20 protein-coding genes are annotated in these 23,710 nt (G+C 72.8%); 5 read left to right on the plus strand and 15 right to left on the minus strand.

Annotated features, from left to right (window positions below; translation table 11 throughout):
* Window positions 1-78: 78 nt before the first annotated feature.
* Together ACWD01_RS15570 and ACWD01_RS15575 are read left to right on the plus strand one after the other, a co-directional pair.
* Entirely contained in the window at window positions 79-492 is a 414-nt protein-coding gene (locus ACWD01_RS15570; RefSeq protein ID WP_451162001.1) for a YciI family protein, read from the plus strand.
* 1 nt (window position 493) lies between these two features.
* Window positions 494-1,639 (plus strand): RNA polymerase sigma factor, encoded by a 1,146-nt coding sequence (locus ACWD01_RS15575; RefSeq protein ID WP_451162003.1) that lies wholly within the window; start codon window positions 494-496, stop codon window positions 1,637-1,639.
* Between the two features lie 670 nt (window positions 1,640-2,309).
* Here ACWD01_RS15575 and ACWD01_RS15580 read toward each other — a convergent pair.
* The 9 genes from ACWD01_RS15580 to rimP all read right to left on the minus strand — a co-directional run bounded on the left by ACWD01_RS15580 (window position 2,310) and on the right by rimP (window position 13,958).
* Window positions 2,310-3,266 (minus strand): bifunctional riboflavin kinase/FAD synthetase, encoded by a 957-nt coding sequence (locus ACWD01_RS15580; RefSeq protein ID WP_451162005.1) that lies wholly within the window; start codon window positions 3,264-3,266, stop codon window positions 2,310-2,312.
* A gap of 41 nt (window positions 3,267-3,307) precedes the next feature.
* Window positions 3,308-6,697 carry a serine protease gene (locus ACWD01_RS15585; protein WP_451162007.1) on the minus strand — a complete coding sequence of 1,130 codons (3,390 nt, stop codon included), beginning with the start codon at window positions 6,695-6,697 and terminating at the stop codon, window positions 3,308-3,310.
* A 262-nt stretch (window positions 6,698-6,959) separates the two neighbouring features.
* The gene (gene truB, locus ACWD01_RS15590) at window positions 6,960-7,859 is read right to left on the minus strand and encodes a tRNA pseudouridine(55) synthase TruB (protein ID WP_451162009.1); all 900 of its coding nucleotides are present in this window, start codon (window positions 7,857-7,859) and stop codon (window positions 6,960-6,962) included.
* Window positions 7,856-8,323: a 30S ribosome-binding factor RbfA gene (rbfA, locus tag ACWD01_RS15595; protein WP_451162011.1), complete on the minus strand. Its 468-nt coding sequence runs from the start codon at window positions 8,321-8,323 to the stop codon at window positions 7,856-7,858. The genes truB and rbfA overlap by 4 nt, the downstream gene beginning before the upstream one ends.
* A 27-nt stretch (window positions 8,324-8,350) precedes the next feature.
* On the minus strand, window positions 8,351-8,644 hold the full coding sequence (locus ACWD01_RS15600; RefSeq protein ID WP_329462723.1) for a DUF503 domain-containing protein: 294 nt from the start codon (window positions 8,642-8,644) through the stop codon (window positions 8,351-8,353).
* Between the two features lie 141 nt (window positions 8,645-8,785).
* Window positions 8,786-11,872 (minus strand): translation initiation factor IF-2, encoded by a 3,087-nt coding sequence (gene infB / locus ACWD01_RS15605; protein WP_451162014.1) that lies wholly within the window; start codon window positions 11,870-11,872, stop codon window positions 8,786-8,788.
* 151 nt (window positions 11,873-12,023) lie between these two features.
* Window positions 12,024-12,302 (minus strand): YlxR family protein, encoded by a 279-nt coding sequence (locus ACWD01_RS15610; RefSeq protein ID WP_451162016.1) that lies wholly within the window; start codon window positions 12,300-12,302, stop codon window positions 12,024-12,026.
* 160 nt (window positions 12,303-12,462) lie between these two features.
* Complete coding sequence (gene nusA, locus ACWD01_RS15615; protein WP_451162018.1) at window positions 12,463-13,458, minus strand: transcription termination factor NusA; 996 nt, start codon at window positions 13,456-13,458, stop codon at window positions 12,463-12,465.
* Window positions 13,459-13,460: 2 nt separating this feature from the next.
* Entirely contained in the window at window positions 13,461-13,958 is a 498-nt protein-coding gene (gene rimP, locus ACWD01_RS15620) for a ribosome maturation factor RimP (protein ID WP_451162020.1), read from the minus strand.
* A 150-nt stretch (window positions 13,959-14,108) separates the two neighbouring features.
* On the opposite strand from rimP, the gene ACWD01_RS15625 reads away from it, so the two are divergent.
* The 3 genes from ACWD01_RS15625 to ACWD01_RS15635 are packed head-to-tail and all read left to right on the plus strand — an operon-like array spanning window position 14,109 to window position 15,990.
* Entirely contained in the window at window positions 14,109-14,642 is a 534-nt protein-coding gene (locus ACWD01_RS15625; protein ID WP_451162022.1) for a hypothetical protein, read from the plus strand.
* Complete coding sequence (locus ACWD01_RS15630) at window positions 14,639-15,094, plus strand: ferritin-like domain-containing protein (RefSeq protein ID WP_451162024.1); 456 nt, start codon at window positions 14,639-14,641, stop codon at window positions 15,092-15,094. The genes ACWD01_RS15625 and ACWD01_RS15630 overlap by 4 nt, the downstream gene beginning before the upstream one ends.
* Window positions 15,095-15,126: 32 nt before the next feature.
* Entirely contained in the window at window positions 15,127-15,990 is an 864-nt protein-coding gene (locus tag ACWD01_RS15635; protein ID WP_451162026.1) for an aminoglycoside phosphotransferase family protein, read from the plus strand.
* Between the two features lie 372 nt (window positions 15,991-16,362).
* On the opposite strand, the gene ACWD01_RS15640 is transcribed toward ACWD01_RS15635, so the two are convergent.
* The 6 genes from ACWD01_RS15640 to dxr form a co-directional block, all read right to left on the minus strand.
* Window positions 16,363-18,057 carry a proline--tRNA ligase gene (locus tag ACWD01_RS15640; RefSeq protein ID WP_451162028.1) on the minus strand — a complete coding sequence of 565 codons (1,695 nt, stop codon included), beginning with the start codon at window positions 18,055-18,057 and terminating at the stop codon, window positions 16,363-16,365.
* Between the two features lie 65 nt (window positions 18,058-18,122).
* Window positions 18,123-18,704: a GNAT family N-acetyltransferase gene (locus ACWD01_RS15645; protein WP_451162030.1), complete on the minus strand. Its 582-nt coding sequence runs from the start codon at window positions 18,702-18,704 to the stop codon at window positions 18,123-18,125.
* An 81-nt stretch (window positions 18,705-18,785) separates the two neighbouring features.
* Complete coding sequence (locus ACWD01_RS15650) at window positions 18,786-19,628, minus strand: GNAT family N-acetyltransferase (protein WP_451162244.1); 843 nt, start codon at window positions 19,626-19,628, stop codon at window positions 18,786-18,788.
* Between the two features lie 148 nt (window positions 19,629-19,776).
* Window positions 19,777-20,946, minus strand: a complete 1,170-nt coding sequence (ispG, locus tag ACWD01_RS15655; RefSeq protein ID WP_451162032.1) for a flavodoxin-dependent (E)-4-hydroxy-3-methylbut-2-enyl-diphosphate synthase — start codon at window positions 20,944-20,946, stop codon at window positions 19,777-19,779.
* 168 nt (window positions 20,947-21,114) lie between these two features.
* Entirely contained in the window at window positions 21,115-22,416 is a 1,302-nt protein-coding gene (locus tag ACWD01_RS15660; RefSeq protein WP_451162034.1) for a M50 family metallopeptidase, read from the minus strand.
* Entirely contained in the window at window positions 22,413-23,663 is a 1,251-nt protein-coding gene (gene dxr, locus ACWD01_RS15665) for a 1-deoxy-D-xylulose-5-phosphate reductoisomerase (protein WP_451162036.1), read from the minus strand. Before dxr ends, ACWD01_RS15660 begins: the two co-directional genes overlap by 4 nt.
* Between the last annotated feature and the right edge of the window lie 47 nt (window positions 23,664-23,710).

Below are 23,710 nucleotides of genomic sequence, written 5' to 3' on the forward strand. Positions count from 1 at the left end.
GTCGAGAACCGGCGACCGGCTCCGTCCCCGCTGTGAACGCGACGAGAATGGGTCGCACCAGCACAGAGGAGAAACATCATGGCCAAGTACCTGCTGCTGAAGCACTACCGCGGCGCGCCGGCTCCGGTCAACGACGTCCCCATGGACAAGTGGACGCCCGAGGAGATCTCGGCCCACGTGCAGTACATGAAGGACTTCGCGTCCCGGCTCGAGGCGTCCGGCGAGTACGTCGACGGTCAGGCGCTCGCCCCGGAGGGGACGTTCGTCCGGTACGACGGCGAGGGCCGCCCGCCGGTCACCGACGGCCCGTTCGCCGAGACCAAGGACCTCATCGCCGGCTGGATGGTGATCGACGTCGACAGCTACGAGCGCGCCGTCGAGCTGGCCGGGGAGCTGTCGGCCGCCCCCGGGGCGGGCGGGAAGCCGATCCACGAGTGGCTCGAGCTGCGCCCGTTCCTGGCCGCGCAGCCCAACATCGCGGAGTGCCACTGACGTGGACGAGGTCCTTCTCCGGAGCCTCACCCCGAGCGTGCTCGGAATCCTCGTCCGCCGCGGAGCCGACTTCGCGGCGGCCGAGGACGCCGTCCAGGACGCCCTGGTCGAGGCGGTCCGCGTCTGGCCGGCCGAGCCCCCGCGGGACCCGAAGGGCTGGCTGGTCACCGTGGCCTGGCGCCGGTTCCTCGACGCGGCCCGGGCGGACGCCGCCCGCCGCCGGCGTGAGGACCTCGTCGACGAGGAACCGGCCCCCGGGCCCACGCCCCCGGTGGACGACACCCTCCAGCTCTACTTCCTGTGCGCCCACCCGTCCCTGACGCCGTCGTCCGCGGTCGCGCTCACACTGCGCGCCGTCGGCGGGCTCACCACGCGCCAGATCGCCCAGGCCTATCTGGTGCCCGAGGCGACCATGGCGCAGCGGATCAGCCGGGCCAAACGCACGGTCTCCGGGGTGCGGTTCGACGAGCCCGGCGACGTCGCCACCGCGCTGCGCGTGCTCTACCTGGTCTTCAACGAGGGCTACTCCGGCGACGTCGACCTCGCCGCCGAGGCCATCCGGCTCACCCGGCAGCTCGCGGCCGCGATCGACCACCCCGAGGTGGCGGGCCTGCTCGCCCTCATGCTGCTCCATCACGCCCGGCGCGCGGCCCGGACCACGCCGGACGGCAGCCTGGTGCCGCTCGCCGAACAGGACCGCGGCCGGTGGGACACCACCTTGATCGCCGAGGGCGTCGAGATCCTTCAGGCGGCCCTCGCCCGCGACCGGCTGGGCGAGTTCCAGGCCCAGGCCGCCATCGCGGCGCTCCACGCCGACGCGCCCACGGCCGCGGAGACCGACTGGGTGCAGATCGTCGAGTGGTACGACGAGCTCGCACGCCTGACCGACAGCCCGGTCGTCCGCCTCAACCGCGCGGTGGCCGTCGGCGAGGCCGACGGCCCGCGCGCCGGCCTCGCGGCGCTCGCGACGCTGGACGACTCCCTGCCCCGCCACACCGCGGTGGCTGCGTACCTCCACGAACGCGACGGCAACGTCCCGAAGGCGGCCCGCCTCTACGCGGAGGCGGCCCAAAAGGCCCCCACCGTCCCCGAACGCAACCACCTCACCCGCCAGGCCGCCCGCCTCAACACCACGCGCCGCGCTTGACGCTTCGCGACCGGGCCGCGCCCTGCCGCGTCACCGGATCGGCGCCGAGCACCCGCCCGGATCCCGGAACGTCCACGCCCGGCGGACGCCCGCCCAGCGGCCCGCTACAGAACCCCGCGCGGGCGCGGTGACCGGGGCCCGTGACCCGCACGGCCGCCCTGGCCGCGCCGCTCTCGGAGTCTGGGGCCGAGTCCCCCAAAGCGCCGCGCAAAACACGATGGACGGCCGGGAGCTGGGGCGAAGTCCCGATTCCGGGCCCGCACGACCGCCCTGGCGCACCTCCCCGGGGTCTGGGGCGGAGCCCCAAAAGCACCGCGCGGAACGCGATGTACGGGACAGCGCCTGGCGCGAAGCCCCGGTTCGGGACTCGCACAGCCGCCCTGGCGCACCTCCCCGGGGGCCGGGGCGGAGCCCCAGTTTCGGGAAGGGGCGGGGTGGGGGACTTCTCCCACCTGCACACGCCCACCGGAGGGGGCGAAACGGCCGCCCCGGGGCAGGGGGACGCGCAGGGGGCGTGTTCGGGACGTAAGGCGTCGTCGGATAGGGACCGGCAAGTACGGGAAAGCAGTCCCGGACATGCCCCCGGAGCGGCACCCGGACGCAAGCGCACAGGACCGGGCCACGCCCGGACGCGCGGCGGGCCGGACCCACCGGGCCACGCCCGGACGCGTCAGCGAGACGCGTCGTACGCCGCCGTCAGCTCGCGGCACTTCTTCACGTCGTCCCCCATCGCCACCAGCAGCGACTCGATCGTGTCGAACTTCTCCTGCCCCCGCACGTACGACAGGAAGTCCACCGTCACGTGCAGCCCGTACAGATCGAGCCCGACGCGGTCGATCGCGTACGCCTCGACCGTGCGCTCGGTGCCGTCGAACTGCGGGTTCGTGCCGACGGAGATCGCCGCCGGCATGCGTTCGCCGGCGGCCGTCAGCCAGCCCGCGTACACGCCGTCCGCGGGGATCGCGGTGTGCGGCAGGGTCTCGACGTTCGCCGTCGGGAAGCCGAGCTCGCGCCCGCGCTGGGCGCCGCGCACCACGACGCCCTCGACGCGGTGCGGGCGGCCGAGGACCTCGGCCGCGCCCTCGACGTCGCCCTCGGCGATCAGTCGGCGCGTCAGGGTGGAGGAGAACGGCTCGCCACCGCCGGCCTCGCCCCGCACGTACAGGTCGACGACCTCGACGTCGTAGTCGTAGGTCGCGCCGAGTTCGGCGAGGAAGTCGACGTTGCCGGCCGCCCGGTGGCCGAAGCGGAAGTTGGGGCCTTCGATGACGGCGCGCGCGTGCAGCTTGTCGACGAGGACCTTCACGATGAAGTCGGCCGGTGAGAGCTTCGAGAACTCGGCGGTGAAGGGAAGCACGAGCACCGCGTCCACGCCGAGTTCGGCCATGAGGTCGGCGCGCCGGTGGTGGGGCGCGAGGAGAGGGGGGTGGCTGCCGGGGCGGACGACCTCGCTGGGGTGCGGGTCGAAGGTCACGACGACGGACGGCACGCCCAGCTCGCGCGCCCGCTCCACGGCACGTCCGATGATCAGCTGGTGTCCGCGGTGCACACCGTCGTAGGAGCCGATGGTGACGACGCTGCGTCCCCAGTCCTGGGGGATGTCCTCCAAGCCACGCCAGCGCTGCACTGTGACCGCTCCTCGCCCGAACCCGTGTACGTGATTGCCGGTTACGCAGGTCTAAGACTGCCATGCCCCGCGCTCCCGGTCGGCATCGGCACCGGTCCTGCCCGGGTGCCGAGGGACCGGCAAGCCGTCACGGCGGCCCATTCCTGCGGGTCGGCGGCCGGCCAGCGGTCGATCAGCGCGGCGAAGGCGGGCACGTCGCGGGCGAGCTCGGTGAGCCGCCGGTCGAAGCAGGCGGCGCCCTTGGCGGTCCGGACGAGCAGCAGGCCGGTGCGGCACACCAGGGCCCGGGTGCGTTCCTCGTCCTGTACGGCGCTGTTGTGCGCGGCGGCGTGCAGCAGGGCGTCGAGGACGGCGAGGTCGCGGGCCTCGTACTGCTCGTACCGCAGCAGTACGTCGAGCAGCTCGGCCCGCAGCGGCCGGGAGGCTGGACTGCCGACCGCGGCGAGGACGGGGGCGAGGGCGCTGCGGACGCGGGCGGGGCGGCCCCGTACGAGGTGGGTGACGAGGGGGAAGAGCACGTCGCGTCCGTCGGGCGCGTGCTCGAGGCGGTGGTGGACGTAGGCCGCGGCGTGCGCCGCGCCGTCGGGGCGGTGGTCGACGTACTCGCACACGAGGGCGGCGGCCCGGCGGGCGGTGGCGGGGCCGTCGGCGGCCCCGGCGAGTGTGGCGAAGATCTCCTCGGCGTCGGCCACGGGGCCGGGCCTCAGCAGTCGGGCCCGGAGCGCGGCGAGGACGGGGCCGGGGTGGGTGGCCACGGCGTCGGTGAGCGCGCCGACGGGCAGCCGGGGGTCGCCCGTCGCGACGAGGTGCAGGGCCCTTTCCAGGTGGCGCGGCCTGCTGACCGGGTCGCGGACGAGGACGGTGAGCGCGGGCCCGTAGGCGTCCCGGGTGCCGGCGAGCAGGGCGAGCGCGGCGCGCCGGAGCAGTGCCCGGTCGGCTTCGTCCGTGGGCCTGATCAGCGGGACGTGGGCGGCGGCCGCCGCCCGTCGCGCGGGCCGCGGGTCGCGGGCCCAGCGGTCGACGGCCCGGCACATCGCGGCCGGTTCGTCCTCGGCGAGCGCGCGCAGCAGTTCGGCGGCCCGGGGGTGCGGGGTGGCGGCGAGGGCTTCGGTGAGGTGGTCGGTGGCGAGCCCGCGCCGGGCGTAGAGCAGTGCCTGCGCGGCGGCGGCCACGGTGGGGCGTACGGCGGCGGCGGGCCCCGCGGTCAGTGGTGTCTCGTCGTCGAACCACCGGCACAGCAACGGCTGTACGGCCCGGGGGTCGGCCGTCAGCCGCGCGTCGGCGAGCTCCAGATACCGGGGCGCGGCCGGTGCGCCGGCCACGGAGAGCGGTGGCGCGGGGTCGGCGGGGACGAGCCGCCGCAGCAGGTCGAGCCTGCTCGGGTCGCCGAGCGGCAGCCGGGCCCAGAAGCCGGGTGCGTACTCGCCGCCCGGCCGTGCCGCGACGCGGTGCAGGACGGGGAGGTACGGCTCGGCGTCCGGTACGCGTCCCAGCACCTCGCGCAGGAGCGCGGACGCCCACCAGCGGGCCTCGTCCGGGGCGCGCGGGTCGTCGAGCGCGTCGACGAGGCCCAGGAGCCTGGGGACCAGTCGGTGCGCGCCGGGCTCGCGGTCGAGCCGCAGTAGCCCGTGGACGGCGGGGCCGATGCGATGGCGGGGTACGAGGGGGCCGTCCTCACCGGGTGCGCGGTGCGCGAGGGCGCGCAGTGCCGCGTCGAGGTCGAGGTGTCCGCCCTGGATCCAGTCGGACAGGTCCTCGTGGGCGAAGCGGTAGCCGTCGCCCGCCGGGACCAGCAGTCCTTCGGCGAGGACGGCGGACGCCCAGCCGCCCGCCCAGGGGAAGAGCTCCTCGAACACCGCACGGTCGAGCTGTCCGTGCCCGGGGCCCAGGCAGCGCCGGGCGGCCTCGTGCGTCCGGCCGGCGACCGCGGCGGCGAGCCTGCGGACGGCCGTGCCGCGGCTCGGTGACCCCGTCCCGGCGGTGATGCGGACCGCGATCCGCAGGCAGAGCAGGTCCAGGTACGCGCCGTAGACGTCCTGGCGCCCCGGCCTGCCGGGAGGTGTGCCGGGCACGGCCGCGCGCACCTCCGCGAGCAGGCGGAGGGTGAGCGGATGCCGTTCGTCCACGGCCGCGACCGCGCCGGGCCCGATGCCGTACCGCTCACGCGCCTGCCGGGCCTGTTCGACGGTGAGGTCCCCGAGGCGCAGCGCGGGCGGGAACGGCGGCTCGGCCGCCGCTTGCGGCCCGCCGGCCACAGGTGCCGCGTCCGCCGCCGGACGGTGCAGCGTGCCGGGCGGGTAGAGCGCCCCGGCCTCGTCCCACTGCTCGGGGCGGCAGGACACCACCAGCGCGGTTCTGGTGGAACGCAGCCACTCGGCCGTGGTCGGCGTCCACTCCGGCAGGCTCTGCGCCACGTCCGGAGTCGTCTCCTCGAGACCGTCCAGGACGACGAGCAGCGACCGCCCCGCCTCGGCGGCCAGTTGGGCGACGAGGTCCGGGCTCAGGGGCCGCTCCGGTACGGCGAGGATGCGGGCGGCGTCGCGCAGGCCGCGGGCCACGGCGTCGGCGACGGACGTGTCCCCGGCCCGCAGGTCGGCACCGCGCAGCCAGAGGGTGGGGGCCGGTTCCGGGCCGTGGGCGCGGCGGGCGGCCAGGGCGCGCAGTTCGGTCGTCCGGCCGGTCCCGGGGGCGCCGACGAGACCGAGCACCGGGGCACCGCCGGCCCCGGTGAACGCCGCGAACTCGCGCTCCACCTCGGGCCGCCGGACCGGCTGCGGCCGGTCGCCGTCGGGGTCGCCCGCCCGGCCGAGCGTGACGGCCGTCAGTTCGAGGACCGCCGCGAGATTCAGGTCCTGCCCGTACGCGGGGGCGGTGGCCGCGTTCCTCCGCAGGAGGGCGGCGTGCGGTGCGGACCGGGCCGGGCCCAGGGCCCGTGCGACGGCCGCGGTGGGGGCGTCGGGCGGGGGCGGGGGGCCGAGCACGGCCAGGACGGCACCCGTCACGGCGTCGAGCACCGGCCCGCCGGTGGCGGTGCCCGCCGAGCGGAGGGCGTCGCTGCCGTCGGTACCGATGGCGAGCTCCAGCACGCCGCGGTCGGCGGCGAGCACCCGCGCCTCGCGCCAGCCGCCCGCCGCGAGGCGCACATACGTGCCCGGCTCCACGCGTTCGCGTGCGCCGATGGGCAGCGGCGGACGCCGCAGTCCGTCCGTGTGCACGAGGGCGAGACCGCTCTCGGGCAGCAGGGTGACGGTGTCGGCCTCGACGGCGGGCCCGTCGCCGTCCAGCGGCAGCAGAAAAGGACGGGACAGCGCGTCGACCACGTGAAGGCCGGTCACGACCGTGCCGAGGTCGTCGGCGACGAAGCCGGTGCCGTACGTCCGACCGGCCGGATCGCAGATCCGTACCAAACTTGCCAGGCCAGCGCGTCCCATGCCGACGACGTTAGGTCGAAGATGATCAGCGGGAAAAGTCCGCATCACGAACGCGCCCCCCAGTGCACCCCCGTTCACTCCGAGCGCCTGCTCAATCGGGTGAATACGGGGTCCGCGATGGACAGACCCTCTTCGGGGGAACGGAGGGGGGACCGCGGGGCGGCCGGTGGGGGCCGGCCGTCCCGCAACGGATGACACGGCACCGATGACACGGGACGGGCGTCACGGGACGGCCGGGCGCGCGCCGGCCGAAGACAGCGCGTCAGCCGAAGACCGCGAGGCTCTTCGCCTTGCCGCCGCGCTCCTCCACGAGCGCGAGGAAGCGGCCGTCCGGCCCGAAGACCGCGACGGGCGCACGGTCGTGGGCCGGCATGTCGAGCCGTACACCGTTGGTGAGCAGCTTGGCCCGCCGCTCGTCCACGTCCCAGCGGGGGAACGCCGCGGCGGCGGCCTCGGCGATCGGCATGACCGTGAGCTCCTCCTGGAGCTGGTCCAGCGTCTTGGCCGCGTCCAGGCCGTACGGGCCGACCCGGGTGCGCCGCAGCGCCGTCAGATGCCCGCCGACGCCCAGACCGGCGCCCAGGTCGCGGGCGAGCGCCCGGATGTAGGTGCCGGAGGAGCAGACCACGGACACGACCAGGTCGACGACGGCGAGCCCGTCCTCCGTGGTCGTCGCGCGCACGTCGTACACGCGGAAGGCGGACACGGTCACCGGCCGGGCGGGGATCTCGAAGTCCTCGCCGCCGCGCACCCGCGCGTACGACCGCTTGCCGTCGATCTTGATGGCGCTGACCTTGGACGGCACCTGCATGATGTCGCCGGTGAGCTCGGCGACGCCCGCGTCGATCGCCTCGCGGGTGACGCCGGAGGCGTCGGCGGACGAGGTGACCTCGCCCTCCGCGTCGTCCGTGACGGTGTTCTGCCCCAGCCTGATGGTGCCGAGATACTCCTTCTCGGTCAGCGCGAGATGGCCGAGCAGCTTGGTGGCCTTCTCGACGCCGAGCACGAGCACACCGGTGGCCATGGGGTCGAGCGTCCCCGCGTGTCCGACGCGCCGGGTCCTGGCGATCCCGCGCATCTTGGCGACGACGTCGTGCGAAGTGAAGCCCGACGGCTTGTCGACGATGACAAGTCCGTCGGGCGTGACGGTGCGCTGCGTCATTCCGAGGCTTCGTCCCCATCCGCGTCGGCGGACACGTCGTCGGTCTCGGGCTTGCGGTACGGGTCGGGCTCGCCGGCGTACGTCGCGCCGGAGGACACCTCGCGGACCTTGGCGTCCGAGGCACGCGCCTTGTCGAGGAGGTCCTCGATCGTCTTGGCGTTCTCCGGGAGCGCGTCGGCCACGAAGGTGAGGGTCGGTGTGAACTTGGTGCCCGCCGCCGCGCCGACCGCGGAGCGCAGGACGCCCTTGGCGCTCTGCAGGCCGGCGGCGGCGCTGGCCCGGTCCTCGTCGTCGCCGTAGACCGTGTAGAAGACCGTGGCCTCCCGCAGGTCGCCGGTGACGCGGGTGTCCGTGATGGTCACGTGCGAACCCAGGCGGGGGTCCTTGATGCCACGCTGCAGCTTCTCCGCGACCACCTCCCGGATGAGGTCCGCCAGCTTCTTCGCCCGCGCGTTGTCGGCCACTGGTCCGTCTCCTTCTTTGCCTTGCATTCAGTCTTCGTCGCTGTGGAGTCTGCGCCGAACCGACAGCAGTTCCACCTCGGGCCGGGCGGCGACGAGGCGCTCGCACCGGTCGAGTACGTCAGTGAGGTGCCCGGTGTCGCCGGACACCACGGCCAGGCCGATCTCGGCCCGGCGATGGAGGTCCTGGTCGCCCACCTCCGCCACGCTCACGGCGTACTTCCGCTGGAGCTCGGCGACGATGGGGCGGACCACGGAACGCTTCTCCTTCAGCGACCGTACGTCGCCGAGAAGCAGGTCGAAGGACAGTGTCCCCACATACATGTATGTCCGGATGTCCCGCCGGTTCGGGGTCTGGGGCCCCGCCGCGGATGCTTGGCAGGGACACCCAAACGGTACACGCAACGCCGGGGCCGATCGACGGAAATACTTCCGCCGACCGGCCCCGGTCGGGATGCCCGCGGATCAGCCTCGCGGCTTCTCGCGCATCTCGTACGTCGCGATGACGTCGTCGACCTTGATGTCGTTGAAGTTTCCGAGGTTGATACCGCCCTCGTAGCCTTCGCGGATCTCGGTGACGTCGTCCTTGAAGCGGCGCAGACCCTCGATGTTGAGGCTCTCCGCGATGACCTTGCCGTCGCGGATGAGCCGGGCCTTGGTGTTGCGCTTGACCTCGCCGGACCGGATGAGAACACCCGCGATGTTGCCCAGCTTGGACGAGCGGAAGACCTCGCGGATCTCCGCCGTACCGAGCTCGACCTCTTCGTACTCCGGCTTGAGCATGCCCTTGAGGGCCGCCTCGATCTCCTCGATGGCCTGGTAGATCACCGAGTAGTACCGGACGTCGACGCCCTCACGGTCCGCCATCTGCGAGGCACGGCCGGCCGCGCGGACGTTGAAGCCGATGACGATGGCGTCGGAGCCCATCGCCAGGTCGATGTCCGACTCGGTGACCGCACCCACGCCGCGGTGCAGCACGCGGATGTCGACCTCTTCGCCGACGTCGAGCTGGAGCAGCGAGGACTCGAGAGCCTCCACCGAACCGGACGCGTCGCCCTTGATGATGAGGTTGAGCTGCTGGACCTCGCCCGCCTTGAGCACCTTGTCGAGGTCCTCGAGGGACACCCGGCGGGTGCGCTTGGCGAACGCGGCGTTGCGCTCACGGGCGGCACGCTTCTCCGCGATCTGACGGGCCGTACGGTCCTCGTCGACGACCAGGAAGTTGTCGCCCGCGCCCGGGACATTGGTGAGACCGAGCACGAGGACCGGGGTCGACGGACCCGCGATCTCCACGTTCTCGCCCTTGTCGTCGAGCATTGCGCGGACACGGCCGTACGCGTCACCGGCGACCATCGTGTCACCGACACGCAGCGTGCCTCGCTGGACGAGGACGGTCGCGACGGCGCCGCGGCCCTTGTCCAGGTGGGCCTCGATCGCGATGCCCTGCGCGTCCTGCTCCGGGTTGGCCCGCAGGTCGAGCGAGGCGTCCGCGGTGAGGACCACGGCCTCCAGCAGGGAGTCGATGTTCAGACCCTGCTTGGCGGAGATGTCGACGAACATGGTGTCGCCGCCGTACTCCTCTGCCACCAGACCGAACTCGGTGAGCTGACCGCGCACCTTGGTCGGGTCGGCACCCTCGACGTCGATCTTGTTGACCGCGACCACGATCGGCACCTCGGCCGCCTTGGCGTGGTTCAGCGCCTCGATCGTCTGGGGCATCACACCGTCGTTCGCCGCGACCACGAGGATCGCGATGTCGGTGGACTTCGCACCACGGGCACGCATGGCGGTGAACGCCTCGTGACCCGGGGTGTCGATGAAGGTGATGGCCCGCTCTTCGCCGTTGACCTCGGTCGCGACCTGGTACGCACCGATGTGCTGCGTAATGCCGCCGGCCTCGCCCGCGACGACGTTCGTCTTGCGGATCGCGTCCAGCAGTCGGGTCTTACCGTGGTCGACGTGACCCATGACGGTCACCACCGGCGGACGCGAGACCAGGGCCTCGTCGCCGCCCTCGTCCTCGCCGAACTCGATGTCGAAGGACTCGAGAAGCTCGCGGTCCTCCTCCTCCGGGCTGACGATCTGGACGGTGTAGTTCATCTCGTCGCCGAGCAGCGCCAGCGTCTCGTCAGAGACGGACTGGGTCGCGGTGACCATCTCGCCGAGGTTCATCATGACCGCGACGAGCGACGCCGGGTTGGCGTTGATCTTCTCCGCGAAGTCGGTGAGCGAGGCACCGCGCGACAGGCGAATGGTCTCGCCGTTGCCGCGAGGCAGCATCACACCGCCGACCGACGGGGCCTGCATGGCCTCGTACTCCTGGCGCCTCTGCCGCTTCGACTTGCGGCCACGGCGCGCCGGACCGCCGGGACGGCCGAAGGCGCCCTGCGTGCCACCACGGCCGCCGGGGCCGCCGGGACGGCCACCGAAGCCGGGACGACCGCCGAAGCCGCCGCCACCACCGGGACCGCCGGGACGACCGGCGAAGCCGCCGCCGCCACCACCGGGACGACCGCCGCCGCCGGGACCGGCGGGACGGCCTGCGAAGCCGCCGCCACCGGGACGACCGCCGCCGCCACCGGGACGGCCTGCGCCGCCACCGCCACCGGGACCGCGACCGCCGCCGCCGGGACCGCCACCAGGACGGGGACCGGCAGCAGGACGCTGCGGCATCATGCCGGGGTTCGGACGGTTGCCCGCGGGGCCGCCGCCGGGACGGGGCGCCTGCGGACGGGGCATGCCGCCCGGCGTCGGACGGGCACCGCCCTGGCCCTGCGGACGCGGAGCGCCGCCGGGACCGCCCTGCGGACGGGGAGCACCCGGAGCGGAGCCGCCGCCGGGACCGGGGCGTGCGCCACCGGGGCGGGGCGCCTGCGGGCGCGCCATGCCGGTGGAGCCACCGGACGTGAACGGGTTGTTGCCCGGACGGGGACCCGACGGACGGCCACCGGGGCGCGGGGCGCCCTGGCCGCCGGCGGGACGCGCCGGACGCTCGCCACCACGGCCGCCGTCACGCTGACCGCCGGCCGGAGCCGGACGGGCAGGGCGCGGACCGGGGGTGGCACCCGCGGGACGCGGGGCCTGCGGTGCGGCGGGCTGGGCGGGAGCCGGGGCCGAGAACTCGGCAGCGGGCACCGGAGCCGCCGGAGCGGGCTTGGCCGGTGCGGGCTTGGGACCCGGCGTCGGACGCTGGCCGGAGGCCGGCGCCGCGGGAGGGGTGCTGCTCGCCGGGGCCGGCTTGGGGGCCGGTGCGCCGGGCTTGGGGGCAGCGGGACGTGTCGCCTGCGCCGGGGAGGTGTCCCCGGGCTGCGCCGCGGAGGGCGCTGCGGGCTTCGAGGGCGTCGCCTTGCGGGGCGCGCCAGGCTTTGCTGCGGACTTGCCGGCGTTGCCGCCGGGCCCCTGCAGCGCGTCAGTCAATTTGCGTACAACCGGCGCCTCGATCGTCGAGGACGCCGAACGGACGAATTCACCGAGTTCTTGGAGCTTGGCCATGACGACCTTGCTCTCTACGCCGAACTCCTTGGCGAGTTCGTATACCCGGACCTTAGCCACTTCGCTCCTTTTAGGTCCGGGTTACCGCCGGACCGTCGCTACTTCATGGGCGTACTCATCGCGTACTCATCGAGTGCTCATCGCAATCTCGACCTACTTCCGACTCGCGAGGTACCTGACCGCACGGGGTATCCGTGCCGTACTTCTTCTCTTACGGTGCTGCCTGCTCGACATACCGCCGCACCGCGGCGGTCTCGAGCGGTCCCTGGACCCGGAAGGCCCTCGGGAACGCCCGGCGGCGAACCGCCAGGTCGAGACAGACCAAGGCGGGGTGCACGTACGCACCCCGGCCGGGCAGCGTACCGCGATCATCGGGGACGCATTCACCCTCGATCACCACGATGCGCAGCACATCGCTCTTGGCCGCTCGCTCCCGGCATCCCACGCAGGTTCGCTCAGGGCACACGCGGGCATGCGTCCGGCCAGACACGGTTAAGTCTACCTCCCCGCACCGACCTCACCCCTTGGGGGCAAAAATCGAACGGTTGTTGTCCTGATCGTGGTCAGCCTGGACGGCGCCCGTCACCGTTGCAACAGGATTCCGCCCCCGGCCATTCCTCGGCCCGGGTCGCCGGGCCCCTGCCCGCCGCTCAGCGCTCGTCGTCGCTCAGCTCGGTGTCCGGGCGGATGTCGATGCGCCAGCCCGTGAGACGGGCGGCCAGGCGGGCGTTCTGCCCCTCCTTGCCGATCGCCAGGGACAGCTGGTAGTCCGGAACGGTCACCCGGGCGGAGCGCGCGCCGAGGTCGACGACCTCCACCTTGCTGACGCGCGCCGGCGACAGGGCGTTCGCCACCATCTCGGCCGGGTCGTCCGACCAGTCCACGATGTCGATCTTCTCGCCGAGCAGCTCGGCCATGACATTGCGCACCCTGCCGCCCATCGGGCCGATGCAGGCGCCCTTGGCGTTCAGCCCGGAACGGGTGGAACGGACGGCGATCTTGGTGCGATGACCGGCCTCACGGGCGATCGCGGCGATCTCGACGCTGCCGTCCGCGATCTCCGGAACCTCGAGCGCGAAGAGCTTCTTCACCAGGTTCGGGTGCGTACGCGAAAGAGTGACGGACGGACCGCGCACACCCTTCGCCACCCGGACCACATAGGTGCGCAGCCGCAGCCCGTGGGTGTACTCCTCGCCCGGCACCTGCTCCTGCACCGGCAGGATGGCCTCGAGCTTGTCGTCCAGCCTGACCAGTACGTTCTTCGGGTCCTTGCCCTGCTGCACCATGCCGGCGACGACGTCGCCCTCACGGCGCGCGTACTCACCGAACGTGACGTCGTTCTCCGCGTCACGCAGCCGCTGCTGGATGACCTGGCGGGCGGTGGTGGCGGCGATCCGGCCGAAGTCCGACGGGGTGTCGTCGAACTCCTTGGGCTCCTGCCCCTCCTCCAGGTCCGCCGGATCCTCCTTGGCCCACACGGTCACATGGCCGGTGTCCCGGCTGAGCACCACGCGGGCGTGGCGGCGGCTGCCCTCGGTGCGGTGGTACGCGATGAGGAGAGCCGACTCGATGGCCTCGACCAGCAGATCGAAAGCGATCTCCTTCTCCTGTGCCAAGCCCTTCAGGAGCTTCACGTCGATGTCCACGGCTACGCCTCCTCTTCCTTCTTGTCCTTGCGGTTGAACTCGATCTCCACGCGCGCCTTGGCGATCTCGTCGAAGGCGACCCGGCGGGTGGTGGGCCTGCGCCCCTTCACACCCGGCACCTCGAGATCGAGCCCCTCGTCGTCCACGGTGAGGATGCGGGCCACCAGCTCCCCGTTCTCGTGCAGCTGCAGCTTGACCAGCCGGCCGGTGGCGCGCACGTAGTGGCGGTGCTGGGTCAGGGGGCGGTCGGCGCCGGGGGAGCTGACTTCGAGGACGTACTCGCCCTCGCCCATCGCGTCCGTCTCGTCGAGCTTCTCGGAGAGGGCGCGGCTCAGCTCGGCACAGGCGTCCAGTTCGACGCCGTCGTCGGAGTCCACGGTGATCCTCAGCATCCGGCGCCGCCCCGCCCGGGAGACCTCGATCTCTTCCAGATCCAGTCCCGCGGCGCTGACGAGCGGTTCCAGCAGCCCGCGCAGCCTGTCGCTCTGGGTGGTGCTCATCCGGGTGACTCCTCGGCCGCGTGTGCTGTTGTGGGATCGTCGCGTGTCGAAGAAAGGGTATCCGGTCGCGGGGGGTGTTGCCGTCCACCCGCCCGGCCCGCGGGTACGCTCGCCTGCGGCGATGATCACTGCGAACCCGAGGAGACAGGCGTGGGGCGCACGGGGACGACACGAAGACGTGCGCTTCTGGCGACGGGGGCGGCAGCGGCGGGCCTGTTGACGGGCTGTTCGAACGACGCGCCCGCCTCCCGGCGCACGCCGGAGCGATCCCCCGACGCGGCGCGCACCGAGGCAGCGCTCCGTGCGCGCCTGGTGCGCACGAGCACCGCGCTGCGGGACGAGTACGACGCCGTGATCGCCCGTCATCCCGCGCTCGCGGACCGGTTGACGCCACTGCGGGCCGAGGTCGCGGCGCATGTGGTGGCGCTGGCGGGACCGGCGTCGTCGCCTTCTTCCTCCCCCTCCCCCTCGCCTTCTGGTTCCGCGTCCGCCGCGGCGCCCACCACGGCTCCCGACGAGCCCGCCGCCGCCCTGAGGGCGCTGGCCGCCGCTGAGCGCCGCACCTCCGACAGCCACACCACCGCCCTCGCCGCCGCCGAGCCCGAGCTCGCCCGCCTGCTGGCCTCCGTCGCCGCGGCTGGCGCCGCGCATGCGTACTTGCTGACGAAGGGTGACGGCCGATGACCACGGTGGACACGCGAAGCGGCGCGACCGCCCGGCGGGACGCCCTGCAGGCCGCGCTGGCCGCGGAGCACGCGGCGGTCTACGGCTACGGGGTGGTCGGCGGCCGGGTCGGCGACGACCGGGAGAACGAGGCCGCCGCCGCCCACGCCGCGCACCGCTCCCGGCGGGACGCGCTGGCGCGCACCGTGCGCGACCTCGGCGGGCAGCCAGCGGTGGCCGCCGCCGGCTACGACCTGCCCTTTCCCGTGCCGGACGCCGCCGCGGCGATCCGGCTCGCCGCCGTGCTGGAGGACCGCGTGGCCGGCGTCTACTCCGATCTCGTACGGGCCTCCGAAGGGTCCCTGCGACTGGAGGCCGCGGGCGCGCTGCGTGAGGCGGCGGTCCGCGCCGTGCGCTGGCGCGGCAGCGGCGTAGCCTTTCCTGGGCTCGCCGAGCGGGCCGACCGGAACTGACGGGGAAGACGGGGAAAGGGAACCACGGACGTATGGCTTTCGAACCGCCGCAGCGGCTGGTCCGGGCACTCGGTGAGGACGACGAGTGGCTGGCCCGGCTGCCAGAAACCGTCCAGGAGGCGGTGGACCGGCGGAAGCTGGACGTCGAACGGGCCGTCGCGCCGGGCGGCCGGAGCGGCCTGGTCCTCCTCGTACGGCAGCCGGACGGCACCCCCGCGGCCCTGAAACTCGCCCCGCCCTCCGCCGCGCCGGCCCTCGAGCGGGCAGCCCTGGAACAGTGGAACGGCTGGGGCGCGGTGCGGCTGCTGGACGCCACCGACGACGAGTTGCTGCTGGAACGGCTGCACACCGAGGTCTCGCTCCGGTCGCTGCCGGAGGCCAAGGCGCTGCTGGAGGCGGCGGGCACGGTGCGCCGGCTGTGGGTGGAGCCGCCGGCCGGCCACGGCTTCGAGACGGTGGCGCGGCGCACCGGGCGGCAGGCCGAGACGATGCGCGCGTCCGGCGAGCCGCTCGTCGCGGCGGCGCTGGCGGCCCGGGACGAACTGGTCGCGCTGCCGCCCGAGGAGCTGCTGCTGCACGGCAACTTCCGCCAGGGCAAGGTGCTTTCGGGCGACCGCGTGCCGTGGCTGGCGGTCGGACCGGAGCCGCTGGTCGGCGAACGCGCCTACGATCTGGCGCGGTTGGTACGCGACCGGGTCGAGGACCTCGTCGCGTCCTCCGCCGGCCCGTCGGCGGCCCGCCGCCGCGTCAACAAGCTCGCGGACTCCCTGGAGGTCGACCGCGAACGGCTGCGCGGCTGGACGCTGTTCCGGGCGGTGGAGTCGGGAACCCGCGCGGTGGCCGCGGGGCGGCGCGCGGAGGGCGAACTGGCGCTGGAGTTCGCGGGCTGGCTGTAGCGGGGCGGTGGCCGCTGCGCGGGGCTGTTCCCCTACCCTCCCCCTGCGGCCTGGCGGCCGCGGGGGGACCACCACCTTCCCGTAACCGGGCTCTGCCCGGACCCGCGCCTCAAACGCCGGCGGGGCTGGGTGTGGCCGGTCTCGTCGGGGCTCCGCCCCAAACTCCCCCTACGGCCTGGCGGCCGTGGGAGGTGCCCCCAGCGAGGCTGAAGTTGCCCGGGCACATCCAGCCCGGCCGGTGTTTGAGGCCACCGCGCGAAGCGCGGTACCGGGCCCGGGCGAAGCCCGGCCCACCGCCCGGAGGGCGGTAGGGGTCCGGGGCCTGTCCCGGTTCGGGAAGGGGCCGGTAGGGAACAGGCCCCCGGCACGGCGTCAGGCGCGCAGGCGCGCCACCGCCTCCGCGACCGGGAGCTCCTCGCGCTCGCCCGTCCGGCGGTCCTTCAGTTCCACCACGCCCTCGGCCGAACGGCGGCCCGCCACCAGGATCTTGGGGACGCCGATCAGCTCCGAGTCCGTGAACTTCACGCCCGGCGAGACACCGGCGCGGTCGTCGACGAGAACGCGCAGGCCCGCCTCGCCCAGCTGGTTCGCGACGTCGAGGGCGAGCTCGGTCTGGAGCGCCTTGCCCGCGGCGACGACGTGGACGTCCGCCGGGGCGATCTCGGCCGGCCAGCACAGACCCTTATCGTCGGCCGACTGCTCGGCCAGCGCGGCGACGGCGCGGGAGACGCCGATGCCGTACGAGCCCATGGTCACGCGGACCGGCTTGCCCTGCTGGCCCAGCACGTCGAGCTGGAAGGTGTCGGCGTACTTGCGGCCGAGCTGGAAGATGTGGCCGATCTCGATCGCGCGGTCCAGCCTGAGGCCGGTGCCGCACTTCGGGCAGGGGTCGCCCTCCTCGACGACCACGACGTCCAGGTAGTCGTCGACCTCGAAGTCACGGCCGGCGACGACGTTCTTGGCGTGGGTGTCCTGCTTGTTGGCGCCGGTGATCCAGCCGGTGCCCGGGGCGACACGGGGGTCGGCGATGTAGCGGACCTTGGCGAGGCCCTGGGGGCCGACGTAACCGCGGACGAGATCGTCGCGGCCCACGAAGTCCTCCGCGGTGACCAGCTCGACGACGGCCGGGGCGAGGTGCTCGCCCAGCTTGCCGAGGTCGACCTCGCGGTCACCGGGGACACCGACGGCGACGATTTCGCCGTCCACCTTCACCAGGAGGTTCTTGAGGGTCGCGGAGGCGTCGACACCGAGCTGGGCGGCGAGGGTCTCGATGGTGGGGGTGTCGGGGGTGTCGATGTCCTCGGCGGCGGGGTGCGTCGCGCCTTCGACGGCCTTGAGGGGGAAGGTGACGGCCTCGGTGTTGGCGGCGTAGTCGCAGTTCGGGCAGTCGGCGAAGGTGTCCTCGCCGGCGGCGGCCGGCGCGAGGAACTCCTCGGAGGCGGAGCCGCCCATGGCACCGGAGACGGCGGACACGATGCGGTGGTCCAGACCGAGGCGGTTGAAGATCTTGATGTACGCCTCGCGGTGCAGGCGGTAGGACTCCGCCAGACCCTCGTCGGTGGTGTCGAAGGAGTACGAGTCCTTCATCTGGAACTCGCGGCCGCGCAGGATGCCCGAGCGGGGGCGCGCCTCGTCGCGGTACTTCGTCTGGATCTGGTAGAGCATCACCGGCAGGTCCTTGTAGGACGTGCACTGGTCCTTGACGGTCTGGGTGAAGATCTCCTCGTGGGTGGGGCCGAGGAGGTAGTCCGCCCCCTTGCGGTCCTTGAGGCGGAACAGCAGGTCGCCGTACTCCTCCCAGCGGCCGGAGGCCTCGTACGCCTCCTTGGGCAGGAGGGCGGGCAGCAGCACCTCCTGCGCGCCGATCGCGTCCATCTCCTCGCGTACGACGCGGGTGACGTTCTCCAGGACGCGCTTGCCGAGCGGCAGCCAGGTCCAGATGCCCGCGGCGTTGCGGCGGACGTAACCGGCGCGGACGAGGAGCTTGTGGCTGAGCGTCTCCGCGTCGGCGGGGTCGTCGCGCAATGTCTTGACCATCAGACGGGACATGCGCTGGACCTGGGCCATGGTGAACTCCTGCTCGGAACGTGTGATGTGCAGGAGGTTAGCCGGGGCGCACCGGCAGGCGGAAATCAGTTCCCCGTGCCGCTCCCCCGCCGCAGCGGCAGCGGGGCGCCCATCACGGCGTACGGGCTGGGGGCGCTGGGGAAGAGCACCTGGCCCGCGAGGTCCTGGTAGCCGAGTCTGCGGTACAGCGCGCGGGCGGGGCTCTCGGTGTCGATCGCGGAGAGGATGGAGCGGGGCTGGTCCGCGGCGTCCGTGAGGACGGTGATCAGTTCGCGTCCGACGCCGCGCCCCTGGAAGGCGGGGTGGACGTGGAGCTCGGTGATGACGAAGGCGTCGTCGAGCCAGTCCTCGGTCCCGGTCCGGCGCAGATACGGCTCGACGACGGTGGACCACCAGTGGGCGCGGTCGTTGGGCATTCCGTAGACGAATCCGACGAGCCGGCCGTCGGCGGTCGTGGCGCCGAGCGCGCGGGCCCCCGGGTTCTCCAGATGGCGCAGCACGATGTACCGGCGGATGTCGATCTCGTCCTCGGTGAGGCCGAAGGCGAGCGCCTGCACGGCGAGCGCCTCGTCGACCCGTGCGGCAAGGTCGAGCGGTCCGACCACGGCGGCGGGGCCGTGGGCGCCGTCCCCGGTGAGTGCTGGCATGGGCCGAACCCTACTTGTCGTCGTCGCCGCGTACGGGCCCGCGGGCGTCGCACGGGCTGGCCGGTGACGGGCGTGCGGGAGTCAGAACAGCACGCTCATGAAGGCGCCGACCTCGCGGAATCCGACCCGCCGGTACGAGGCCCTGGCGGCGGTGTTGTAGTCGTTCACATACAGGCTGACGACCGGTGACACGTCCGCCAGCGCGTAGCGCAGGACGGCCGCCATGCCGGTCTCCGAGAGGCCGCGGCCCCGGTACTCGGGGGCGACCCAGACGCCCTGGATCTGGCAGGCCCGGTCGGTGGCGGCGCCGATCTCGGCCTTGAAGACGACCTTGCCGTCGTCGATGCGGGCGAAGGACCGGCCGGTGCCGACGAGTTCGGCGACCCGTGCCTGGTAGAGGAGTCCACCGTCGCCGGCCATCGGGGAGACGCCGACCTCCTCGGTGAACATGGCCACGCACGCGGGCATGATCACGTCCATCTCGTCCTTGCGGATCCGGCGGACGTGCGGATCGGGCTCGATGTCCGCCGGCACCCGGTCGGTGACCATCAGCGGCTGGTTGGGGCGTACGTCCCTGGCGGGGCCCCAGTTCGGTTCGAGGAGCCGCCAGAGCTGGGCGGTGGGCTCCGCGGGGCCGACGATGGACGAGCAGCGGCGCCCCGCCCGGCGGGCGCGGTCGGCGAAGGCGCGCACGGCCTCGGGGGTGGCGCAGATGGGGACGAGGTTGGCGCCGGAGTAGCACAGGGAGCGCAGGTGCCCGTCCGCGTACCAGCCCCACATCTCACCGCCGAGTCGCCACGGGTCGAGCCCGGCGACCTGGACGCGGGACGTGACGAAAGCATTCGTCACGGGCTCGCTCTCGAGGATGGCGAGCGCTGCGCCGAGTTCGCCGGGGTCGAGGACCCGGGTGGTGGTCTGCGTCAACACGAGGGCGCCTCATCACACGGTTTGCTGGTCTTGGCACTCTACCCGGCTGGTCCGGGGGGTGGCGCGGGCACGGAAGGACCCCACCGACCGGCGGGGTCGGCGGGGTCCTGGAAGGGCTTCCGGTGGCGACTGCCGGAGCAGCCGGTCAGGCGCCGGGGTCGCCCACGGCGACGACGTCCGGCGTACCGGAGGCGACGCCGTCCTTCTCCATCTGCTCGGCGATCTTCATCGCCTCTTCGATCAGCGTCTCGACGATCTTCGACTCGGGCACGGTCTTGATGACCTCGCCCTTGACGAAGATCTGCCCCTTGCCGTTGCCGGAGGCCACGCCGAGGTCGGCCTCGCGGGCCTCGCCGGGTCCGTTGACGACGCAGCCCATGACGGCGACCCGCAGGGGCACCTCCATGCCCTCCAGGCCGGCGGTGACCTCGTCGGCGAGCTTGTACACGTCGACCTGGGCGCGGCCGCAGGACGGGCAGGAGACGATCTCCAGGCGGCGCTGGCGGAGGTTGAGGGACTCCAGGATCTGGATGCCGACCTTGACCTCCTCGGCCGGCGGCGCCGACAGGGAGACCCGGATGGTGTCGCCGATGCCCTCGGCGAGCAGCGCGCCGAAGGCGACGGCGGACTTGATGGTGCCCTGGAAGGCGGGGCCCGCCTCGGTGACGCCGAGGTGCAGCGGGTAGTCGCTCTGGGCGGCGAGCTGGCGGTAGGCGTTGACCATGACGACCGGGTCGTTGTGCTTGACCGAGATCTTGATGTCGTGGAAGCCGTGCTCCTCGAAGAGGGAGGCCTCCCACAGCGCCGACTCGACGAGCGCCTCCGGCGTCGCCCGGCCGTACTTCTCCAGCAGCCGGCGGTCGAGGGAGCCCGCGTTCACCCCGATCCGGATCGGGGTGCTCGTCTCGCGGGCGGCCTTGGCGATCTCCTTGACCTTGTCGTCGAACTGCTTGATGTTGCCCGGGTTGACCCGGACCGCCGCGCAGCCCGCGTCGATCGCCGCGAAGACGTACTTCGGCTGGAAGTGGATGTCCGCGATCACCGGGATCTGCGACTTCCTGGCGATGGTGGCCAGTGCGTCGGCGTCGTCCTGGGTCGGGCAGGCGACCCGCACGATCTGGCAGCCGGACGCCGTGAGCTCCGCGATCTGCTGCAGCGTGGCGCCGATGTCGGACGTCCTGGTCGTCGTCATCGACTGCACGGAAACAGGCGCGTCACCGCCGACGGCGACCGAGCCGACCTGGATCTTCCGGCTGACCCTGCGGTCGGCGAGCTTCGTCGGAACGGACGGAATTCCGAGAGAAATTGCAGTCATCTGCTGTGCAACCCCAAGGTGTGGATCGAGGTCCCGAGATCGGCGGGCTCCAGCACCCGAGATTACGGCACTGGCGTTCGCCGGGGCACATCGCACACCGATGTCCACCCAAAGGTGACGGCCGGACACAAAGGATGTCCGGCCGTCGGGGTCCTGCGGAAGATCAGGTCAGCTGATCTTCACCGGGTTGACGATGTCCGCCACCAGCACGAGCAGGGTGAAGCAGATGAAGATGCCCGCCACCACATAGGCGACCGGCATGAGCTTCGCCACGTCGAACGGTCCCGGGTCGGGGCGCCGGAAGACCTTGGCGACGTTCCGCCGCAGGGACTCCCACAGCGCTCCCGCGATGTGACCGCCGTCCAGGGGCAGCAGCGGCAGCATGTTGAAGAGGAAGAGCGAGAGGTTGAAGCCGGCCAGCAGCATCAGGAACGTCGCGACGATGTTCGTCGTCGGCACGTCCAGATTGAGCACCTCACCACTGAGGCGCGCGGCGCCGACCACCCCGACCGGGGAGTCGTCCTTGCGCTCGCCGTCGCCGAAGGCGGCGTCCCACAGGTCGGGGACCTTGGACGGCAGGGCGACGACCGCCTCCGCGCCGTTCTCGATCATGCCGCCCATGCGCTCGACGGAGTCGCCGAACGACAGCGGAAGGATCTCCGTCTTCGCGGCGAAGCCGAGGTAGCCGGCCGGGACGAACTCCTCGGGGACGACCTCCCCGTCCTCGTCCTTCTTCGCGACCGTGTTCTCGATGAGCGTGGCCTGAAGGACCTGCTCCGTGCCGCCGCGCTCGACGGTGATCGTGGCGGGGCCGATGGTCTCCCGGATACGGGTCGACAGTGTGGCCCAGTCCTCGACGGGCTTGCCGTTGAACGCGACGATCCGGTCGCCCTCCCGCAGCCCGGCGGCGGACGCCGGCGACCGCGGGTCGCCCTTCGCACAGGTGTCGCGCTTCTCGCTCTGGGCGATGACGCACTTCTGCACGCCGGCGACCTCGGTGGTCTGCGTCGGCGAGCCGAAGGTCATCAGCACGCCGAGGAAGATCGCCACGGCGAGGATCAGATTCATGAACGGGCCCGCGAACATCACGATGACGCGCTTCCACGGCTTGCGCGTGTAGAACAGCCGCGTCTCGTCGCCCGGCTTCAGCTCCTCGTACGCGGCGGAGCGGGCGTCCTCGATCATGCCGCGCCACGGCGAGGTGGAACGGGCCTCGATCCGCCCGTCCTGACCGGGCGGGAACATCCCGATCATGCGGATGTAGCCGCCCATGGGGATGGCCTTGATCCCGTACTCGGTCTCGCCCTTGTGCCGCGACCAGAGGGTGGGGCCGAAGCCGACCATGTACTGGGGCACCCGGATACCGAAGAGCTTGGCCGTGGAGAGGTGACCGAGCTCGTGCCAGGCGATGGAGAAGAGCAGCCCGACCGCGAAGAGCGCGATGCCCAGAATGGTCAACAGAATCGTCATGCGCGAGCCTCCGCCGTCGCCTTCGCTGCCGTTTCACGGGCCCTGGCCCTGGCCCAGGTCTCCGCTTCCAGGACGTCCGCCACCGTCAGTGAGGTTCCCGGAGCCGGGGTGCCGTGCTCGGCGACCACCTCGGTGACCGTATCCATGATGGCGTTGAACGGCAGCCGTCCGGCGAGGAACGCCTCGACGCACTCCTCGTTCGCGGCATTGAACACCGCAGGGGCCGTGCCACCCAGCTCGCCCACGTGCCGGGCGAGCCCCACCGACGGGAACGCCTCGTCGTCCAGCGGGAAGAACTCCCACGTGGAGGCCATGGACCAGTCGAAGGCGGGGGCCGCGTCCGGCACCCGCTCCGGCCAGCCGACGCCGATGGCGATCGGGCCGCGCATGTCGGGCGGGGTGGCCTGGGCGAGCGTCGAGCCGTCCATGAATTCCACCATCGAGTGAACGTACGACTGGGGGTGGACTACGACCTCGATGCGGTCGAAGGGGATGTCGTAGAGCAGATGCGCCTCGATCACCTCGAGTCCCTTGTTGACCAGGGTCGCGCTGTTGACCGTGATCACCGGGCCCATGGCCCAGGTCGGGTGCGCGAGGGCGTCCTCACGGGTGACGTTCGCCAGCTCTGCCCTGCTGCGGCCGCGGAACGGTCCGCCGGAGGCCGTCACGACCAGCTTGCGGACGTCGGCGCGGGTGCCGGCGGCGAGCGCCTGGAAGAGGGCGGCGTGCTCGGAGTCCACGGGGATGATCTGCCCGGGCTTGGCGAGCGCCTTGACCAGCGGCCCGCCGACGATGAGCGACTCCTTGTTGGCCAGCGCGAGCGTACGGCCGGCTTCGAGGGCGGCGAGCGTGGGCGCGAGACCGATGGAGCCCGTGATGCCGTTGAGCACCGTGTGGCACGGGGAGGCGGCGAGCTCGGTCGCGGCGTCCGGACCGGCCAGGATCTCGGGCAGCGGCTCCGCGCCGTACTGGGCGGCGAGCGCCTCCCGCAGCGCGGGCACGGCGTCCTCGCGGGCCACCGCGACCGTACCCGCGCGCAGCCGGTACGCCTGCTCGGCGAGCAGGCCGACCCGCCCGCCGGCGGCGGACAGGGCGGTGACACGGAAACGGTCGGGGTTGCGCAGGACCAGGTCGATGGCCTGCGTACCGATGGACCCGGTGGAGCCGAGGACGACGATGTCCCGGCGGCCTTCGGCTGCGTCGAAGACGAGATGCGGGTCTGCGAGGGGTGATGGGCTGTCGCTCATCCCCCCATTGTGGCCGTACTCCCCGTCCGCCCGGACAGGGAGTACCG

The sequence above is a fragment of the Streptomyces sp. NPDC002835 genome, from assembly GCF_053591995.1.

Coding starts and splice junctions, on each gene's coding strand:
- truB (WP_451162009.1), bottom strand. CDS start 7,859: ATGACGCAGCGCACCGTCACGCCCGACGGACTTGTCATCGTCGACAAG.
- ACWD01_RS15660 (WP_451162034.1), bottom strand. CDS start 22,416: ATGACGATTCTGTTGACCATTCTGGGCATCGCGCTCTTCGCGGTCGGG.
- ACWD01_RS15645 (WP_451162030.1), bottom strand. CDS start 18,704: ATGCCAGCACTCACCGGGGACGGCGCCCACGGCCCCGCCGCCGTGGTC.
- ACWD01_RS15640 (WP_451162028.1), bottom strand. CDS start 18,057: ATGGCCCAGGTCCAGCGCATGTCCCGTCTGATGGTCAAGACATTGCGC.
- ACWD01_RS15585 (WP_451162007.1), bottom strand. CDS start 6,697: ATGGGACGCGCTGGCCTGGCAAGTTTGGTACGGATCTGCGATCCGGCC.
- ispG (WP_451162032.1), bottom strand. CDS start 20,946: ATGACTGCAATTTCTCTCGGAATTCCGTCCGTTCCGACGAAGCTCGCC.
- rimP (WP_451162020.1), bottom strand. CDS start 13,958: ATGAGCACCACCCAGAGCGACAGGCTGCGCGGGCTGCTGGAACCGCTC.
- ACWD01_RS15635 (WP_451162026.1), top strand. CDS start 15,127: ATGGCTTTCGAACCGCCGCAGCGGCTGGTCCGGGCACTCGGTGAGGAC.
- ACWD01_RS15570 (WP_451162001.1), top strand. CDS start 79: ATGGCCAAGTACCTGCTGCTGAAGCACTACCGCGGCGCGCCGGCTCCG.
- ACWD01_RS15630 (WP_451162024.1), top strand. CDS start 14,639: ATGACCACGGTGGACACGCGAAGCGGCGCGACCGCCCGGCGGGACGCC.
- dxr (WP_451162036.1), bottom strand. CDS start 23,663: ATGAGCGACAGCCCATCACCCCTCGCAGACCCGCATCTCGTCTTCGAC.
- ACWD01_RS15600 (WP_329462723.1), bottom strand. CDS start 8,644: ATGTATGTGGGGACACTGTCCTTCGACCTGCTTCTCGGCGACGTACGG.